Genomic DNA, 20,093 nt, shown 5'->3' with positions numbered 1-20,093 from the left:
GTTTTTATGATTAGATGCCTTTTATTTCATTTTGTGACAGGAATTCGTGTAGAAATTGTTGTTGTAGTACCTTTTCCTTTAATTGATGATATCTCGAAGGTAGATTTAATGCGTTTACAGCGTGTTTGGATATTATTTAGGCCCCTTCCCCTTTCTACCGATGCGAGATCAAAGCCATCGCCATCATCGGTAGTTAAGATATTAATCGTGTTATGATTTGTTTCTATTACCATGATCAACACCTGGCTTGCATTAGCATGTTTTAACACATTATTAAGCATCTCTTTAAAAATAAGAGTCAGGTTACGGTTAAACTCCATCGATAAATGCAGTTTCTGATATTCGCTTAATACCCCTTCCATTTTAAATTCTACACCAGTATTTTGGAAAAGATCTATCCCGAAATTTTTAATATGCACCAATATTTCGAACAGGTTATCGCTGTGCGGATCTAAAGCCCAAAGAATATCCTTTGTTCCGGTATAAAGCAAACCTGCATTTTCCCTAATCATTTTTATCAGCTCTTTCTGCTCCTTTTGTGCGCCATCTACTTTTTTGTCCAAAATCTCCGACAAAACATTAATCCGCGTAAGCTTATTGCCAATATCATCGTGAAAATCTTCGGCAGTTTGCTTTCTTATTTTTTCCTGTTCTTTTAACTTCAGCTTTTCGAGTTGAAACTTTTTGCGCTCACGGGTTTTAAAAATCAGGTAAAAAATTAACCAGATTAAAAATATCATTACCAAAAATGCAATCACCTTAAACCAAATGGTATCGTAAAATGGCGGCACAATGGTGAAACTGAATTGCTCTATATTCGACTTTTGCCCGTTTGCAATGGCATATACCTGAAAAGTATAACTTCCTGGCCTGATGGCCGAATATTCAATTTCGGTATTGGGTACCGGCTTGCTAAAATCGTTATCGGCACCAACTAGCTTATACCGGTAAAGCACACTTTCGGGGCTGGTAAGGTAAACACCTTTAAAACTAATTGAAATGTGGTTCTGACTATAGTTGAGCTTGTAAAATTTATCCCCCTGGCCGTTCAGGTCAACAGAAAGATCTTTCGAACGATCGTTTTTATGATAAATGCCTACCTGCTGAATATGGATAAAGGGATTCTTTTTCTCTTCAGCAGATGCAAGCACTTTGCACCGCACAAGGCCAGTAATGGTACCAACTAATATGCTGTTTTTGTAATGTAGAATGGCATTTTGGTTACATTCTACAATAAGCGGATGATCTCTAAAAACCGTATAACCATTTTCGGCTTTGTTAAAAGTGAGCTTGTTAATCCCCCGTCCGGTTCCCACCCAAAGTTTATTCCGGTTATCAACGGCCAGGCTGTAAATGTCGTTCGAGTTTAAGCCGTTGGCCACCACATAACGCTTAATCGCTTTTGTTTTAACATTCCAGGTTATAATACCATCGCCAAGTGTAGCAAAAATTAAATTATCGCCATGCTTAATTATACTTAGGACATATACATTATCAAGCTGCTTAATTTTAAAGGAAGGATCTACCTTTTTATTTCTGATTAGTGTAAGCCCTTTCGATGTACCCAGCAATATGCTATCCTTGCTTAGCGGATAAATGCACGAAGAATATCCATCAAAACCAGTTATTTTCTGCGTTTTGCCATCTTTTAAATAGGTTGATGTCATGGGGCCGTTAATCCATATTCCACCTTCCAGATCTTCAACAATAGAGCTATTGTCAAAACGATCGGGTTTTAATATTTGGAGGAACTGCTTTCCGTTATATTTCCAAACACCGTTATTGTATACAGAAATCCATACGTTTTTGGCTTTATCAGCATAAACGAAGTATATCTTTTTGCCCATAAAATCAGGCAAATTGATCTGCTCTACCCGGTTTCCGTCATACTTAAAAATGCCCCTGTTATAAGTTCCAATCCATAAACGGTCGTTTTTATCCGCTGCAATGCCACTTATTGGGTAAGCAACATTCTCCCCCTTAAATTTATTGTAGCGAATAAAAGCATCACCTTCATATTTATAAATCCCATCACTGAAGCACGATATCCAGATGTTATTTTCTGCATCGTTGAAAATTTTATCAACCTGGTTATCGCTTAAGCCGTTTTCGCCGTTAAATTTAATAATAATACCATCCTTACCAATCAGGTAAGCTCCTCTCTCACTACCAACCCACATATTGCCCTTGTTATCTTGCTCCAAAGAATAGTAAGTATCTATATCTGGATTTTGAAAAAAGAGTCTGGCCGTACCGTTTTCGAGTACGTAAACACCCTTTTGATAGGTTAGCAAATAGATTTTGTTATCAATCTTTTTATCAAAAAGGATTTCTCTGATGGCAAAGGTCTTCATCTCGTATGGCAATGCCTGGTTAATAGCCCATTTGTCGCCATTGAGTTTATAAATGCCATCTCCTGAGACTAAAGCATATAAATCGCCATGCCGATCTGCTTTTATGGTGCTTACCTTTCGGTTTTTGAACGGATAAAAGACAAGCCTTCCTTTCTCGATCTTAAAAAGCTGGTGCTCGGTTAATCCCCAAATTACTCCTTTTTTATCTTTAAGTAAATGGGTAACTACCTGCCCTGAGTATAAAGTGCTTATTTTACCTTTTTTTAAGATATTGATACCTCTCTCGGTACCAAAAAGCATCTGTCCCTGATTATCCTCAACGATGCTGTTTACTGAATTAGAGCCCAGCCCTTCTGCCTTGCTGTAAGAGGTAAATTCTTTGCCATCAAAATTACTTACGCCACCAAAAGTTCCAAGCCAAAGCGTTCTATCTTTTGCCTGATAAATTACCATCACCTGCGATTGCGGCAGACCATCTTTTAGACTGTAATTTGTAAAGTTATAGCTTTGGGCAGATAGCTTTAAGCTAAAAAGCAAAATGAAAGAAATTATGAAATTTACCTTGATTATAGACAGTTTACTGTACATGTAATACAAAATAAGCATAATTTCTTTCAAAAGCGATCCCCCTTTTTGGGGATATTTTATACGTTACCCATGTAAGGATCTGTTTGGGTAATTTCTCCGGTTTCTATTTTTCCGGCATAACGATGTTTAAACACCGGATTACCTGCCTGTGTAACGCTGTAATCGTACCAATTTGCACTTTTTGCCTGATTTAAAACTACATTACTGCTAGTTTTGGGCTTAATTGTTAAAGTTTTAGGTGCCGATTTGTATTTATTATCGGTAATTTGAACGGTGATTGCAGTAGTGCTTTTGTTTTCTATAGAAATTACCAGGTTACCGCTCAGCTTTTTAGTTACCAGGCCATTTTGTTCGGGATTTACCTTTATTGCAATGGCGGGATTCTTCTTGCTACCAGCAAAGCTCCTGTAAAAACCATTGGGACCACTTATAGCCAAATCGTAAATTTCGTTATCGAAATCAGCGATATCAATGCTGTCTTTTAAAACATTGCCAGCTTTTACTGCGTAGGCCCAGGTTTTACCTGCAACCCCTTTAAATTTGGCAATGGTATTCATGTTAAAGGGGGCACCAACAGTTTCGGTAGCATTGCCGAACAAAGTTTTTGCCGATTGAAAAGTTAATTCTAAGGTGTTATTATTTAGCGCTGCATCAACCATTAAATGGTAAGGCAATGCGCAAGCGGGCTTAGCCCCACTTTCCTGACGTGGTGCATGGCTCGATGTTTCACGTGAAAAGGACTCAAATTTATTGATTTTAGCTACTTCAGTTTTATTCAATGCTGTTGGTCCAACCTGTGCAGGCTTATTTCTGGCATTACCGATGCTGGTTACTACAGCCTCCCTTTTTAAAGGATCAGGCGAATAGATTGCTTCGCCGTTATATTGTCTGAATACCGAAGTTAAATCGCCACAGATGTTTCTGCGCCAATCGCTAATGTTCTCGCTTTTTATAGCCTTACCTGTTTTTTTGGCCAGCCATTTTTCCATAAACATTATCGACGAGGTATGATCGAAAACCTGCGAATTTACAAAGCCGCCTTTGCTCCACGGCGAAGCTACCACCAATGGAACGCGGTACCCCAAACCAATGGGACTTCCCTTTCTGGCTTCAAAATCAGTTGCATAGTTTATGCCTTCTGATACTTTTCCGGTTGAAGGATCGTTAGGAGTTGGTACAACAAATGGCGGCTGGTGATCAAAATAACCATCATTTTCATCATAAGTTAAAATGAAGATTGTTTTTTTCCAAACCTCTGGGTTTTTGGTTAAAATATCCAAAGCCTCACTTACGTACCAGGTACCATACAATGGCGAACTGGTATGGTCGGAAAAGCGCTGTGGCGCCACCAACCATGAAACAGCAGGCAGTTTACCCGTATCAACATCTTTTCTGAACTCGTGGAAAATATCTCCTTTCGGAATGTTAATGGTTTCAGATTGACCCTGATCGTTTTTAAAAGTAAAAGGCTCAAGTTCCAGATAATCTTTCTGAGAAATATTGGTAGTAAAAGCTTTATCTACCAGGTTCTTTTCCTTTTGAGAAAGTTTATCATATTTCTCCTGAACTTCTTTAGCAGTTAGAGGCGGTTTAACGGTATTATCACCATTTTTTCTAAAATAAGCCGATAATTTTACGTTATGCCTGCTGATATATTCAACCGGGTTATCACCATAATTTCCCAACCAATCATCTATCTCACCCTCGGGTAGCTTAGAAGTCCAGAGTTCATTCTGGTAAATACGCCAGTCGATACCATTATCTTCCAGGGTTTCCTGAAAAGTTGGCCAATCTACAAACACATTGTTTTGCGATTCAGCCTGATCATTATTAACTACAGCAACCCGGTTTGCACTTTTTTCGCCACGAACTGTACCGGTAAAAAAGAACAGCCGGTTAGGTGTGGTTCCGGTTAACGACGAACAGAAATGCTGATCACAAATGGTAAAAGCATCGGCCATGGCATAATAGAAAGGAATATCGTTCCGATCGTAATAGGCCAAAGTCATCGGCGTTTTAACCGGCAGCCACTTATCATAACGTCCACCGTTGCGCGCTGCTACCTGATCATTCCACGAGTGTGGCAAACCACCTTGCCAGGTAATTTTTGTTTTGTTAATGTCGACATGAAAAGGCGCATAGGTGTAACCTTGCCCGTCTTTCTGCAGCCAAACTTTGTTGCCATCGGGCTGAATGTGCGGGTGTGGATCGTTAAATCCTCGTACACCTTTCATTTTACCAAACATGTGATCAAACGATCTGTTCTCCTGCATCAGGAAAACAATGTGTTCGGCATCGTAAAATGTAGTGCCAGGCTCGGGGTTAATGGCCATGGCTTTTAATACCGAACTGGGCAGGGTGTTGGCCGTGCCAGTGGCTCCGGCAAACAAGGCCGCTTTTTTTAAAAATTCTCTACGTGAGTCCATAAATTATACAATATAGCTTAGATATCGCAAGTTATCGTTTTCAGTTGGCAATTTTCAGATAGCAGTTTGTAATTTTCAGTTTACCAATTTTCTTTCCGAAGGGCTTAAACCAGAGTCCAAAGCCAGGTAAGATGCTCATCTCAACGCAGTTTTCAGTTGGCAGTATTCGGTTAACCAGTTTAAACAATTAACCAGTTAACCCAGGCAATAGAACAATTTTCAGCTGGCAGTTACCAATGAACCAAACCATCCTCCATCATACCTACAACATCTTACATTATTTCTGATAAATCCTTACATAATCAACCTTCATGGTTGCGGGAAAAATAGCATCGTCTACTCCTTTTTTTCCGCCCCAGCCACCGCCAACGGCTACATTCAAAATAATATGGAAATTCTGGTCGAAGGGCCAATCGCCCGCGCCTTTTTTAGTATTGTTAAAGGTGAGGTATTTTTCATCGTCGATAAAAAAGTCTATTCTATCGGTAAACCACTCGATTGCATAAACATGGTAGGCTGTGTATGGGTTGGCTACTTTTAAAGCTTTACCAACCTGTGTTTTAATGATGTGGTTAAACTTCTCAGTATGCACGGTACCATGCACACTGTCGGGATCATAACCTACATGTTCCATAATATCGATTTCGCCGCTTTTTGGCCAGCCGCCATATTTCGCGTTGGTAGGTAGCGCCCAAATTGCAGGCCATAAACCCCGTCCCTTCGGCAACATGGCCCTTACTTCTACCCTGCCATATTTAAAATCGAATTTGTTTTTGGTTACCAGCCTGGCCGATGTGTAATGATTGTTTTCCTTATCGGCCTTTACTGCTGTGATATTCAGATTGCCTTTTTTAACTACTGCATTCGTACTATCTGCATCGGTATAATATTGCAATTCATTATTTCCCCATCCTTTACCGCCAACATCGTAACTCCAGTTCTTGCTTAAGGCTAGGCCTGCATCATTAAATTCATCACTCCATTTTAATTTCCAGCCACTAACTAAGGGTGTTTTTTTTATTTCTTCGAAGAGTAATTCGGGTTCGTTAGTAGTTATGTATTCAACCTGGTGTGCCAGCAGCCATTGCATCTCCGGTACCGTATTAACAGTCCAGGCATTTACAGTAAGTCCGAGTTTTTGTGCATTTTCTATCCAGTTGTCTTTCTGGTACACGCTGTAGTGATAATCTACCCCTGTTAACCTGTCGGCTTTCATTTGTTCGGCACTAATATCTCCTTTCAGGTAGGCTACTTTTGCCTTTGGTAACAGCGCCAAAATGCGTTTGCAGTAATCGTAATCAAAACTGATGTATTCTGTCCATTCAATCACCTTCAGCCTTTGCACCATCTCCACACATTTATTCGTTACTTCAATTCCTCGTTCTTTGCTTATTAACGATGGCTTTATCTCCAGAATAAGCTTGGTTGTTTTTTGTTTTTTACCGGCAAGCAAATAAGCTTCTAAAGTGGGGATCTTCTCTCCATTGCTCATGGTTTTGGTCAGCAAATCTGCATAATTTACTTTCTCGATATTTAAACCTTGAAATTCGGGATCGTGATTTACAACTAAAACATTATCGGCCGTCATCCATACATCGAATTCAGAGCCATAACAACCCAATTTTACCGCCTCATTTAACGACGCAATCGAATTCTGCGGAAAATTATTCTTTTTCCATGCACCTCTGTGTGCAATTATCTGGTTTTTGTTCCAGTTAAACTTTTGGGCAAAAGTGCTTGTAAAAATGAAAACCATAATGGCCGAAATAAATACACGTTTCATATCCTGATTCTTGGTAAAAACTCAAAAGTAGATTTTTACACCGACAACAAATTAAAGTTAATGTAACCATTATATTATAAATAAAGCAAAAGCCTAGCCATCCAGATCAGTATTTTTAATCGTAAATAATTTTTTTTCTACCGCGCCTAATCATGGAATTCACCAATACTAGCTAATTTTTCAAATAACAGATAACCAATTTGTAATAAACACGTTATCCTGTTTACAGATTTCTTTCAATTGATTGTAACTATTTTTACATTTACAGTGATATGGTGAGCAATAACTACAACGACTTATTAAGGAAGATAGACGAGTTTATCCGTAAATTTTATTTGAATAAGATTTTACGCGGTAGTATCTATGTTGCGGCTATACTTTTAGGGCTCTATCTGCTCGTGTTTTTAAGCCTGTATTATTTAAATCCCGGTGCAGGTTTTAAAACCTTCCTTTTCTTTGCCTACCTGCTTACCAGTTTGCTGCTGATTGGTTTTTTAATTCTAAAACCAATCCTATCGATGCTAAAACTGGGCAAGCACTTATCTCTTGATCAAGCATCGGTAATTATTGGCGATCATTTTGCTGATATTAAAGATAAACTGCTCAATACTTTACAACTCCACCACCTTTCAGAAAAATCGCCCGAAAATAACCAGCTAATCCTGGCCAGTATCGATCAAAAAATATTAGAACTCAAACCCGTTCCGTTTTACACCGCAATAAGTATAAACGACAACCGTAAATATTTAAAATACCTGTTTGTTCCACTTTCAATTATCCTTTTAATCGGTATTATTGCTCCGGCCATTTTACGCGAAGGAACGAACAGTTTCTTTAAATACGATGAATACATTGCACCCAAAGCACCTTTTGCATTTACCGTTTTAAATAAGAACCTAACGGTTACACAAGGTGATGATGTTACGCTAAATATTAAACTAACCGGCGACCAGTTACCAGCCGAAGTGTATGTAGAAGATGGAAAAAATACCTACAAGGCCGAAAAAGACGGTACCACGAGGTTCAATTACCATATTAAAAATATTCAGACCGATAAAAAACTGGTTTTTAAAGGTGGCGGTTTTAGTTCTTCAACATTTACGGTTACAGTTAAGCCCCGTCCTGAGTTGTTAAATGCAACTGCCACCCTTACCTTCCCATCCTATCTAGGCAAAAAAGCTGAAACAATTTCAAATGTTGGCGATATCCTTTTGCCAGAAGGCACGAAAGTAAGCTGGAATTTCAGGACAGAAAAAAGCAGTGTGCTCCTGTTTATGCTAAACGGAACCGAAAATACACTTAAAATTGATGATGATATTGCTGCCTTTAGTGCCACCATTAAAAATAATTCGAAATACAGCATTACACCTAAAAACGAATTTGTAACCCTTCGCGATTCACTTTCGCACCAGATTACCGTAATTAAAGATCAGGCTCCGGGCATTAATGTACAAGAGCAACCCGATTCGGTAAGTAACAAAGCGCTGTATTTCAATGGCCAGGTAAGTGATGATTATGGCTTTAGCCGCCTCAGTTTTAAATACAGTGTTAAAGAAAACAACCGGATTGTAAGCTCGGTGACCAAAAATATCCCAATCAAGAGCAATGCCACAGAAAATAGTTTTTTTTATTTCTGGGATATTAAAACAGTTGCTGCCAAACCCGGACAGGAAATTGAATACTATTTCGAAGTAGCTGACAACGACGGTGTTAATGGTGCCAAAACCACCCGTTCGGAAAGAAAAACCTTTAAACAGCCCACCAAAAAAGAAACTGCTGAGCAGGTTAGTGCTAACAGTCAGGCCCTTAAACAAAAGATGCAGTCAGCTATCCGTTTAGCCAATACTATCGAAAAGGAAAGTAAGAAAGTGGCTGAAAGTCTCATTGATAAAAAACAGATTTCGTTCGAAGATAAAAAACAAATTGAAGCCCTCCTGGATAAACAAAAACAGCTTGATGAGGCCGTAAAAGAGATTAAAGAACAAAACGAGAAAAACATTCAGCAGCAGGAAGACCAAAAGCAAACCGAAGAACTGATGGAAAAGCAAAAACAGATTAAAGACCTGTTTGATAATGTTTTAGACGAAAAAACTAAAGAACTTTTACAAAAGCTTCAGAATCTGATGAATGAGAAAAATAAAGATCAGACTCAAAATGAGCTTTCTAAAATGCAGCTGGATAATAAAACACTTAAAAATGAGCTGGATAGAATTTTAGAACTCTATAAACAGCTTGAATTTGAGCAGCAGCTTCAAAATGATATTAACCGTTTAAACGAGCTGGCTAAAGAGCAAAAAGAACTGGCACAGCAAACCCAAAATAAAAAACAGGATAACGAGACCTTAAAGCAGAAACAGGATGCTTTGAACAAGGAAATGAAAGACCTTAAAGACGATCTGAAAAAGCTGGAAGAAAAAAACCAATCTCTCGAAAGACCTAACCCATTCGAAAACCCCGAAAAAGAAGTACAAGATATTCAAAAGGAGCAGCAAGACAGTAAGGATGCCTTAGATAAGAAAGATTCGAAAAATGCCAGCCAGAAACAGCAGAAAGCGGCAGATCAAATGGAAAAGCTCTCGAAAAAAATGAGCGATATGCAACAACAGGGTGAAGAGATGGAAAATAACCTGAATGCGAAAGAGTTGCGCAGGCTACTAGAAAACCTCTTAACCACTTCCTTCGATCAGGAAAAAGTAATGCTGGCCCTTAAAAAAATGACTGCTGCTGATCCGGCTTATACCAGCAATGTACAAAAGCAACGCAGTATTAAAGATAACCTTAAAACCATTGCCGATAGTCTTTACAGCTTAAGCAAGCGTGTTCCGCAAATCGAATCGACGGTTAATGATGAAATGAATAAAATTAACTTTAACCTCGATAAGAGTTTAGAAAGCCTGGGTGATAGAAGAACAGCCGAGGCTAATCGTTTTCAGCAGTTTACCATGACTTCTATCAATAACCTTACCCTGATGTTAAGCGAAGCCCTTAACCAGCTGCAAAACATGCAGAAAAACAGCAAAGGTGGTAGTGGTAAAAAACAGAAACAGGGTATGAAACAGCTTTCGCAAATGCAGGATCAGCTGAATAAAAGCATGCAGAAAGCCCGAGATCAGATGCAGAAACAAGGCGGTAATCAAGGTACTGTTGGCAAGAGTCCAATGAGCCAGGAGTTTGGTAAAATGGCACAGCAGCAGCAAATGATCCGCCAGGCATTGGAAAAAATTAACCGCGAAGAGAATAAGGATGGTACAGGTAAAATGGGTAACCTCAACGAAGCCATTATGGAAATGAAACAAACGGAGAGCGATCTGGTTAATAAACGTTTGCAACAGGAAACCTTAAACAGGCAAAAAGAGCTGCTTACTAAGCTATTGGAAGCAGAAAAGGCCGAACGCGACCAGGAAGAAGATTCTAAACGCGAAAGTAAAGCGGCTAAAGAATTTCCACCTTCTTACCAGAAAATGCTTAAAGATTACCAGAAACAACAGCAGAATGGAACCGATATGCTGCAAAAACTACCTCCTACTTTAAATTATTATTATAAAATCAAAATAGCCGAGTATTTAAAATCGTTGAATTTGGTGCGGTAAACACCGAATCTATTTCAGAGTATCTTAATTAATAATTAAAATTTGTTGCTTGTATTTATAATTAATCCATCACCGGGCTTAAGAAAACAACCTGTTACCTACTTCAAAGGCTAATAGAATATTATTAAATTTGCCCCCATAAAACACTACAACATGGCTGCCATATCGTTTTTTACAGAATCAGTAACTTATAACCTCCCGCAAAAACTTAAAATCAAGAAATGGCTTAAAGCTAGCATCGAAAAAGAAGGCTTTAAATTGGGTGAGCTTAATTTTATTTTCTGTAGTGATGAATACTTGCTAGGCATTAACCAGCAATACCTAAGCCACGATACCTACACTGACATTATCACTTTCGATAATTCTGACGAAGAAAAATTGATTGTAAGTGATATTTTCATCAGCATTGAACGCGTTAAAGAGAATGCCATTACTTTCAAAACTTCGGCATTTGATGAGGTTTGCCGCATTATGATGCACGGAACACTGCATTTATTGGGCTATAAAGATAAAGGAAAGGCTGCCAAGGCCCTTATGACCCAAAAAGAGGATGAGTATTTAGGTTACAGAGCTGAGGCAGGCCTTATTTAAACTTGTCATTCTGAGGTATAATATATTTTATAAAAATCAATATGATTGACGTTTAATTGATTTTTTATTGTTCTATTGCTTATCCTCGGCTCGCCGCCGCCGAAGGGCTCTTTCTTTTTGCTGCCAAAAAGAAACAAAAACCACCGGCTGAAAATTTTTCTTTCGAAGCCAGTAGGATTGCTGGGTAGTGGAGCCCGAAAAATTTGTTAGGCCGGATTTGAGTAGAACAGAGATATGATGCTATGGCCTTGTTACGTGGAAATGCATAATTAAATAAATCGCTTATTACTTATTAATAACTTCAATGGTATTGCAACGAAGAATCTCTTATACATATTACTCCTTCCCATTTTAGGTAATAACTATTTTCATTTATCCAGTTTTTCTTCCTAAGCAAGGATAATACTCCCTGCTATCATCAGCGTTCGTCTAAAAGTTACGACCGTTCGTCGATAATTAATCTTTACTCGTATAATACATCCTATCTCTCTGCAACTTTTTGTCTGTTCAGCAGTCTTATCTATAGAAATGGCAATAACTGGCTTAAACCCGATGAATGCCATCAGAAAATGATTATAACTGATATTTCGGGTTAATTTCCTATATATCAAACAAGATAAAGTTTAGTTTTAGTTAATGATTGAAGCAGCGGTGGAGCGATTCCTACCGCTGTTTTCTTTTTATAAGCATAAAAAGACTATCCTACCAACACATAAATCCATCAATCTTCTGCCATTTTTAACTGATACAGAACAGCTTTGAAACATGAATATGCCGTTGCAAGTAATTTATACTTACCTTTGCACTAATTTTCTTTTATAAATCCGAAATACAAAAAAATTGAGCACACTAATTGCGGCAGAAGGCTTAGGACATGGTTATCATGACGAGTGGTTATTTAAAAATTTAACCCTGGGTATTAACTCCGGACAGCGCGTAGCGTTGGTTGGTATTAATGGCGCAGGTAAGAGCACATTATTGAAATTACTTGCCGAAAGGTTTCCTCCGCTTGAAGGTAAAATTGTAAAAAATAAAGCTGTAAAAATTGGCTTCTTAGACCAGGAACCTCAGTTTACTGAAGGTTTTTCTATTAGTGATCATATATTTTCACTGGAAAATAAGCAACAACAACTCATTAAAGAGTATGAGGAATTAATTGAAAACCCTAATCCAGACGAAAAAACACTTAACCGTTTATACGAAGAGTTGAGTGAGCATAATGCCTGGGAATATGAACATGAGATAAAGACTATTCTAAACAGAATGGGCATTACCCATCTTCAGCAAAAGATAGCTACCCTTTCGGGCGGACAAAAGAAACGTTTGGCTTTAGCTAAACTATTAATTGAAGACCCTGAAATTTTAGTACTCGATGAGCCAACCAACCATTTGGATATCGATACCATTGAGTGGTTAGAAAAACTTTTAACTACCGGACAGAAAACCATTCTTTTGGTTACGCACGACAGGTACTTTTTAGACAATGTTTGTAATACCATTGTAGAACTCGACCGCGGAAAGATTTTTAATTATAGCGGAAACTATGCTTACTTTTTAGAAAAGAAAGCCGAAAGAGAAGCGTTAGATGCAACGGTTTTACATAAGAACCAACAGCTATTAAAGAAAGAATTGGAGTGGATGAGACGCATGCCACAGGCTCGTGCAACAAAATCACAGGCCAGGATCGATGCTTTTTATGATTTAGAAGAAAAAACAAAGAAAAAGTCTGACAATCAAAGTGTTACCCTAAAAATGAAGATGTCGCGCCAGGGCGGCAAGATAATCGAACTGGAGCATGTTAAACAAAGCTTTGATGGTCGTCCTATTATCAATGATTTTAGCTATACCTTTAAAAAAGGCGATCGCATAGGTTTAGCAGGTAAAAATGGAACAGGTAAATCGACACTTTTAAATATAATCACCAGCAACTTAAAACCAGAAGGCGGTAAGGTTGATACCGGAGAAACAACAGTATTCGGATATTACAAGCAAGGAGGTTTAACTTTCGATCCGAAAGAACGTGTAATTGATATTGTAAAATCAGATGCCGAATATATTAAAATGGCCGATGGTTCAGTAATCACTGCTTCTGCCCTGCTTACCCTTTTTCTCTTCCCACCAAAGAAACAACATGGCATGGTAGAGAAGTTAAGTGGTGGTGAAAAGAAACGTTTGAACCTGATGAAGGTATTAATGCAAAACCCGAACTTCCTGATTCTGGATGAGCCAACAAACGACTTAGACATCGACACCTTAAATGTACTGGAAGAATTTTTAGAAAATTTTCCAGGCATATTAATGCTGGTTTCGCACGACAGGTACCTGCTCGACAAAATGAGCGATCAGCTTTTTATTATGGAAGGCGAAGGAGTAGTTAAAATTTATAACGGCAATTATTCAGAGTATCGCCTAAGTTTAGAACAACCTAAAACAAAAGCAGAAACTAAAAAAGCTCCTGCCCCGGTTGCAGAACAAATACCTGTTAAAGCTATAAAAAAACTAAGTTTCAAAGAGCAGAAAGAATTAGCAGAAAGTGAAAAAGGAATGGAAGAAACGGAAAGTAAGATAGCTGAACTAAGCCAAATCTTAAACAGCATTGATACTACCGACTATACCAAAATACAGGAAGTATCAGCAGAGATTGAAAACCTACAAACTAAGCTCGATGATTACACCATGCGCTGGCTTGAGCTTTCAGAATAAAATAGAAGTAATTCAAAGTAGTTTTCCACGTTATGTTTCACGTGGAACATTAGCATAAAGGAGAACAAGATAAATTACCTCCAACCCTTTTTAAGATAAAAAACAGAATTGTTCCACGTGGAACAATTAATAAAATACAAATAAAATGTTTTCAAAATACGATTTGATTGTTGTTGGTGCAGGCCATGCAGGCTGCGAAGCTGCCGCTGCTGCTGCCAACTTAGGATCATCTGTTTTATTAATTACAATGAACATGGGCACCATTGCCCAAATGAGTTGTAACCCTGCAATGGGTGGTGTTGCCAAAGGACAGATTGTTCGTGAGGTGGATGCTATGGGTGGTTATTCAGGTATTATATCTGATAAATCAACCATTCAATTTAGAATGCTCAATAAATCTAAAGGCCCTGCTATGTGGAGCCCAAGAGCCCAGATAGATAGAATGCGCTTTGCTGAGGAGTGGCGTTTAGCTTTGGAAAGAACAAAAAATCTCGACATCTGGCAAGATAGTGTTGTTGGTTTACTCGTAAAAGATAATACCGTATATGGCGTTAAAACATCATTAGGTATCGAAATAGAAAGTACTGCTGTAGTATTAACCAATGGTACATTCTTAAACGGAACCATCCATATTGGCGAAAAGAAATTTGGAGGAGGCAGAACAGCTGAGAAATCTTCAACCGGAATTACCGAACAATTGGTAGAATTAGGTATGGAAGCAGGCCGCATGAAAACCGGTACCCCACCCCGTGTTGATGGTAGAAGCTTAGACTATACTAAAATGGAAGAGCAGTGGGGAGATGAAAATCCAGGCAAGTTTTCTTACACAGATACTGAAGTTTCAAGCGATCAACGCTGCTGCTGGATTACCTACACCAATAGCGATGTACACGAAACTCTAAAAGAAGGTTTCGAAAAATCGCCCATGTTTACAGGTAGGATTAAAGGTTTAGGTCCGAGGTATTGTCCATCAATAGAAGATAAAATTAACCGATTTGCAGAGCGAGACAGACACCAGATCTTTGTTGAACCTGAAGGATGGAACACCTGCGAAATTTATGTAAATGGATTTTCAACCTCACTTCCTGAAGACGTACAATTTAAAGCATTGAGATTAATTCCAGGTTTTGAGCAAGCCAAAATGTTCAGACCTGGTTATGCCATCGAATACGACTTCTTCCCACCTACTCAATTATCTTTAACCTTAGAAACTAAATTGATCAGCAATTTATTTTTAGCGGGACAAATAAACGGAACTACCGGATATGAAGAAGCAGCTTGTCAAGGCTTCATGGCTGGTATAAATGCACATCAAAAAATCACTGACAAACACGAACTGATTATGAAAAGATCAGAAAGTTATATTGGTGTTTTAATCGACGACCTAGTTACAAAAGGAACTGAAGAACCTTACCGTATGTTCACCTCAAGGGCAGAACACCGTTTGTTATTGAGACAAGATAATGCCGATATCCGATTATCTCCTATCGGTCATGAGCTTGGTTTAATTTCAGATGAGCGTTTAGCTAAGGTAAATGAAAAAGTAGCAAATGCCGAAGCGTTGGTAAAATTCACCAGAAGCCAGGGTATTGAAATGGCCGATGCAAATCCTATGCTCGAAAGTTTAGGCTCGAGTTCACTCAACCAAAATGTAAAAATTCACAGCTTGGTTGGAAGACCGCATGTTGGTTTACAAGATATCATTCAGGTAAGCAAGCCATTGGCTGAAGCTACAAAAACACTGGACAATGAAACCATCGAACAAGCTGAAATTAAAATTAAATACGAAAGCTATTTTGAAAAGGAAAATGAAATTGTAGCCAAAATGCTAAAAATGGAAGACAAAGAAATTAAGCCAGATTTCGACTACAATAAAATTGTTTCTATTTCAAAAGAAGCGCGCGAAAAATTATTTAAAATAAAACCAAGAACTTTAGGTCAGGCTTCGAGGATTTCAGGGGTTTCTCCATCAGATATCTCTGTTTTAATGGTTTATATTAATAAATAACTGACAATCAGTAACTTAACTAAAATAAAATCGACTTTAAATAAAGCCATATAAACGATAAAAAACTTTTTTTAATGTCACAGCTCCAAAAAGTATAAAAATCCGTCAGAACGATTAAAATATGCCAAATTTAAAAGAACAGTATTTTAACATTAAAAATTTAGCGGTTATATCCACCTTGCTCCTGCTTTTTGGTTGTGCAAGTATACAAACACCTCAGGGTGGACCGAAAGATACTACACCGCCAAAAGTTTTAAGTATGACTCCAAAAAATCAGACGAGAAATTTTAATGCAAAAAAAATCGTCATCGAGTTCGACGAATATTTTAACCTAAAAGATGAGTTCAAAGAATTTTCAATTTCTCCCGATCAGGAAAAAGCACCGGAATTGAAAAAGCGCGGAAAAAGGTTAGAAATTAATCTTCAGGATTCTTTAGAGAAAAATACAACCTATACTTTAAATTTTGGAAAATCGGTAGCCGATGTAAACGAAGGAAACGTGGTTAAAAATTTATCATACGTTTTTTCTACGGGCCCTGAAATCGATTCGCTTTCAGTAAGCGGTAAAGTGATCAATTCACTTAGCGACGAACCTGAAAAAGATGTAACGGTTTTTATTCTCCCTATTGAACGCGACACGCTTTTTGGAAAGAAACGTCCATCTATTTACACCACTACTGATAGTGCGGGAACCTATAAATTAAATAATCTTCGTAAAGGTACCTATAAGGTTTACGCACTTAAAGAAAACAGTGGTGGCGGAGATAAAATATACCAGCAAATTTCGGATGAAATTGGTTTTGCAAAGGAGCCAATAGTAATTGATAAAAACCTGGAAAATATAGATTTACAGATTTTTAAAGAATTAGCCCCCGAATTTCGCGTTTTAGAGCGAAAACTGAATAATGATGGTAGTTTACTTATTACCTTTAATCAGCAGCTTAAAAGCCCTAAAATTACCATTACAGAGCCAGCTGCACTCGACGCAGGTAAGAAAGTTTTCTTTAACAAAACAAACGATACAACTAAAATATGGCTCAATGATATGAGCTTTGATTCGGTAAAAGTGGCTATTAACGATCAGGGAAAGCTACTGCAAACCTTAAATTTTACCCGTGGCAAGAAAGATACCTACACACGCGATGTGACCATTAGCGACAACCTGTTAGGTGGCAAACTTAATCCCTACCAACAACTTACCCTCACCTTTCCATTTCCGGTAACAGGAGCCGATCCAACTAAAATAATCTTGCTCGAAGACTCAGTAAAACGGAATAATTTTGAAGTAATAAAAGACAGTGTAGACTTTCTTAAATACTATATAAAGTACCCCTGGAAGGTTAAAAAGACTTACGATTTAAAATTAGGTGCAAGTGCTTTTACAGCCATTTTTAATGCCAAAAATAAAGAGATAAACAAGCGCTTTAATCTTGAAAGCGGAGATGCTTACACCACATTGTTACTGAATGTTACCGTACCCGATACAAGTAAACGTTATGTTGTACAGTTTCTAAACGAGAAAAAAGATATTATCAAATCATTCCCAATAGCCAAAAATCAGAAAATTACCTTTTCCAAATACCCAGCTGGCAAATACATGATAAGGGTAATTTACGATGACAATAAGAATGGAATCTGGGATACCGGAAACGTAAAAGAAGGTTTTCAGCCAGAAAAAGTATGGTATTTAAAGGCATTAATGGATTTAAAACCCAACTGGGAACGCGAAGATCCTTTGGTGATACCTGCACCACCCAAAGGGCCTTAAAAGTATATTCTCATCCCAGAAGAACCCGTCATTTCGACCGTAGCGGAGAAATCTATTAGTTTAGTTAATAGATTTCTCTACTGCGCTTCCCTTAATATGACGTGTATTATGTGGTAAACCAGCCCGAATACATGATATAATTATCTGGTAACTTATTTAATAAAGCCCTTTGCTCTTCGGTAATGGGCTTTATTTTTTTTGCAGGTGTACCAGCGTATAAATGTCCACTCTCGCATATTGTATTCTCCAGCACAACAGCACCGGCAGCAATGATACAATACTCCTCAATTACAGCATGATCCATTACAATTGCCCCCATGCCGATTAAAACATGATCATGTACAGTACAACCGTGTACAATAGCATTATGACCTACCGAAACACGGTTTCCAATATGTGTAGATGCTTTTAAATAAGTGGCATGAATTACAGCACCATCCTGGATATTGGTTTCGTTACCAATTGTAATCGCATTTACATCGCCCCTAATCACGGCATTAAACCAAACTGAACATTTATCACCCATTGCAACATCGCCTACTATAGTGGCGTTTTCTGCAATAAAATTATCTGCTCCAATTTGTGGGTGTTTATCTTTTACTGGTAATATTAAAGGCATAATATAATGTAAGTTGGATTATGGAAAATGTAAGTTTATAAAAGTCCCGTATAGACCATTTAAAAAATAGTGTCTGTTAATTCTTTCGCATGATCAGGGTAATCTGTGGTAAAATGTAAGCCCCTGCTTTCCTTACGTTGCATGGCCGATTTTATGACCAGGTAAGCCGTTTGAATTACATTACGCAATTCGCAAAGCTTAACCGAAACCTTATTCTTTTTGTAAAATTCTTCCGTTTCCTGGTAAATTAAAAATAAGCGGCGATGTGCCCTCTCCAAACGGAAATCAGAACGCACAATACCCACATAATCGCCCATCACTTTTTGCAATTCCCTTAAATTGTGCGTAACCAAAACATCTTCATTACTTTGCGTGACACCTTTCGAATCCCATTCCGGTATATTCTCTGGTATAACATTATCTTTAAAATTTTCTATTGCATCCTGATAAATGCGGTGTGCAAACACAGTAGCTTCAAGTAAAGAATTGGAAGCCAGACGGTTAGCTCCATGCAAGCCGGTTGAAGAACATTCGCCACAGGCATACAAATTTTTGATAGACGAACGCCCATATTCATCGACCAATATACCACCACACATATAATGAGAAGCTGGCGTAACCGGGATATAATCTTTAGTCATATCTATACCTATAGATAAACACTTGGCATAGATATTAGGAAAATGCTTCAAAATATCAGCCTTCTTGCGCATTGTAATATCCAGGTACACAAAGTCATCGCCCGATTTCTTCATTTCATTATCAACCGCCCTGGCTACAATATCACGCGGTGCAAGCGATTTACGCTCGTCGTACTCGTGCATAAACTCTTCACCATTCTTACGTCTTAAAACACCACCAAAGCCTCGTACAGCTTCTGAAATTAAGAAAGAAGGATACTCACCCGGATGGTATAAAGCAGTTGGATGGAACTGAATAAATTCCATATTCCTCACTTTTCCTTTTGCACGGTACACCATCGCCATTCCATCGCCTGTGGCAATAACCGGATTTGTAGTGGCTGAATACACATGGCCTGCACCACCCGAAGCCATTACAGTCACATTTGCCACAATCTTTTCCACATCGTTAAGCTCTGTGTTAAAGGCATATATCCCATAACAGTTAATATCTTCAGTACGTTTATCCACAAACTCACCCAGGTGATGCTGGGTAATTAACTCCAGTGCGAAGTAATGTGTTAATATCTCTATGTTCGGATTGGCATGAATTTCCTTCAATAAAACACGTTCAATCTCATAACCTGTAATGTCTTTATAGTGCAAAACACGGTGCTCTGAGTGCCCTCCCTCCTTCGCCAAATCGTAAAAACCTGAGTTATCCTTATCGAAGTTTATACCATAATCTATAATTTCCTGAATTCGCTGAGGCCCCTCTTTTACAACGATTTCCACAATTTTTTGATCGCATAATCCATCACCCGCAATCAGCGTATCATCAATATGTTTTTCAAAAGAATCATCTTTATCCACAACAACAGCTACACCGCCTTGCGCATATTTTGTGTTCGATTCGTCTTCATTTGATTTAGTGACGATTAAAACCTTACCAAATTTTGCAGCTTTAAGTGCAAAACTCAAACCCGCTATACCAGAGCCAATTACCAGAAAATCTACTTTTCTCATTAATAAAAACATTTACT

Annotated in this window: 10 protein-coding genes; 5 read left to right on the top strand and 5 right to left on the bottom strand. The window is 38.2% G+C overall.

All coding sequences use genetic code 11. The features are described 5' to 3' along the window. Window positions 1-26 precede the first annotated feature (26 nt). From G7074_RS09610 to G7074_RS09600, 3 genes are all read right to left on the bottom strand, one after another. Window positions 27-2,891, bottom strand: a complete 2,865-nt coding sequence (locus tag G7074_RS09610; protein ID WP_166208145.1) for a two-component regulator propeller domain-containing protein — start codon at window positions 2,889-2,891, stop codon at window positions 27-29. 107 nt (window positions 2,892-2,998) lie between these two features. Further along, window positions 2,999-5,368, bottom strand: a complete 2,370-nt coding sequence (locus G7074_RS09605; RefSeq protein WP_166208142.1) for a phosphocholine-specific phospholipase C — start codon at window positions 5,366-5,368, stop codon at window positions 2,999-3,001. A gap of 277 nt (window positions 5,369-5,645) precedes the next feature. Then, the gene (locus tag G7074_RS09600) at window positions 5,646-7,151 is read right to left on the bottom strand and encodes a family 16 glycosylhydrolase (protein ID WP_124558937.1); all 1,506 of its coding nucleotides are present in this window, start codon (window positions 7,149-7,151) and stop codon (window positions 5,646-5,648) included. A 272-nt stretch (window positions 7,152-7,423) separates the two neighbouring features. Here G7074_RS09600 and G7074_RS09595 point away from each other — a divergent pair, with 272 nt between their 5' ends. The 5 genes from G7074_RS09595 to G7074_RS09575 all read left to right on the top strand — a co-directional run bounded on the left by G7074_RS09595 (window position 7,424) and on the right by G7074_RS09575 (window position 17,811). Beyond that, entirely contained in the window at window positions 7,424-10,741 is a 3,318-nt protein-coding gene (locus tag G7074_RS09595; protein ID WP_166208139.1) for a DUF4175 family protein, read from the top strand. A 153-nt stretch (window positions 10,742-10,894) separates the two neighbouring features. Then, entirely contained in the window at window positions 10,895-11,332 is a 438-nt protein-coding gene (gene ybeY, locus G7074_RS09590) for an rRNA maturation RNase YbeY (protein ID WP_166208136.1), read from the top strand. Between the two features lie 840 nt (window positions 11,333-12,172). Beyond that, window positions 12,173-14,035: an ABC-F family ATP-binding cassette domain-containing protein gene (locus G7074_RS09585; protein ID WP_124558940.1), complete on the top strand. Its 1,863-nt coding sequence runs from the start codon at window positions 12,173-12,175 to the stop codon at window positions 14,033-14,035. 145 nt (window positions 14,036-14,180) lie between these two features. Next, entirely contained in the window at window positions 14,181-16,043 is a 1,863-nt protein-coding gene (mnmG, locus tag G7074_RS09580; RefSeq protein ID WP_166208133.1) for a tRNA uridine-5-carboxymethylaminomethyl(34) synthesis enzyme MnmG, read from the top strand. Between the two features lie 121 nt (window positions 16,044-16,164). Beyond that, a complete protein-coding gene (locus G7074_RS09575; protein ID WP_124558942.1) occupies window positions 16,165-17,811 on the top strand; it encodes an Ig-like domain-containing protein in 1,647 nt (548 codons plus the stop codon). 106 nt (window positions 17,812-17,917) lie between these two features. Here G7074_RS09575 and G7074_RS09570 read toward each other — a convergent pair whose 3' ends face one another. Beyond that, window positions 17,918-18,430: a gamma carbonic anhydrase family protein gene (locus G7074_RS09570; RefSeq protein WP_124558943.1), complete on the bottom strand. Its 513-nt coding sequence runs from the start codon at window positions 18,428-18,430 to the stop codon at window positions 17,918-17,920. A 59-nt stretch (window positions 18,431-18,489) separates the two neighbouring features. Next, window positions 18,490-20,076 carry an L-aspartate oxidase gene (nadB, locus tag G7074_RS09565; protein ID WP_124558944.1) on the bottom strand — a complete coding sequence of 529 codons (1,587 nt, stop codon included), beginning with the start codon at window positions 20,074-20,076 and terminating at the stop codon, window positions 18,490-18,492. Window positions 20,077-20,093 lie beyond the last annotated feature (17 nt).

The organism is Pedobacter sp. HDW13, assembly GCF_011303555.1.
GTDB lineage: Bacteria > Bacteroidota > Bacteroidia > Sphingobacteriales > Sphingobacteriaceae > Pedobacter.
This window is presented reverse-complemented; position numbering and strand designations above follow the sequence as displayed.

What these genes read in the sequence shown, in the direction of transcription:
- G7074_RS09605 (WP_166208142.1), bottom strand. Translation starts at nt 5,368, where the DNA reads ATGGACTCACGTAGAGAATTTTTAAAAAAAGCGGCCTTGTTTGCCGGA.
- G7074_RS09600 (WP_124558937.1), bottom strand. Translation starts at nt 7,151, where the DNA reads ATGAAACGTGTATTTATTTCGGCCATTATGGTTTTCATTTTTACAAGC.
- G7074_RS09595 (WP_166208139.1), top strand. Translation starts at nt 7,424, where the DNA reads ATGGTGAGCAATAACTACAACGACTTATTAAGGAAGATAGACGAGTTT.
- ybeY (WP_166208136.1), top strand. Translation starts at nt 10,895, where the DNA reads ATGGCTGCCATATCGTTTTTTACAGAATCAGTAACTTATAACCTCCCG.
- mnmG (WP_166208133.1), top strand. Translation starts at nt 14,181, where the DNA reads ATGTTTTCAAAATACGATTTGATTGTTGTTGGTGCAGGCCATGCAGGC.
- G7074_RS09575 (WP_124558942.1), top strand. Translation starts at nt 16,165, where the DNA reads ATGCCAAATTTAAAAGAACAGTATTTTAACATTAAAAATTTAGCGGTT.
- G7074_RS09570 (WP_124558943.1), bottom strand. Translation starts at nt 18,430, where the DNA reads ATGCCTTTAATATTACCAGTAAAAGATAAACACCCACAAATTGGAGCA.
- nadB (WP_124558944.1), bottom strand. Translation starts at nt 20,076, where the DNA reads ATGAGAAAAGTAGATTTTCTGGTAATTGGCTCTGGTATAGCGGGTTTG.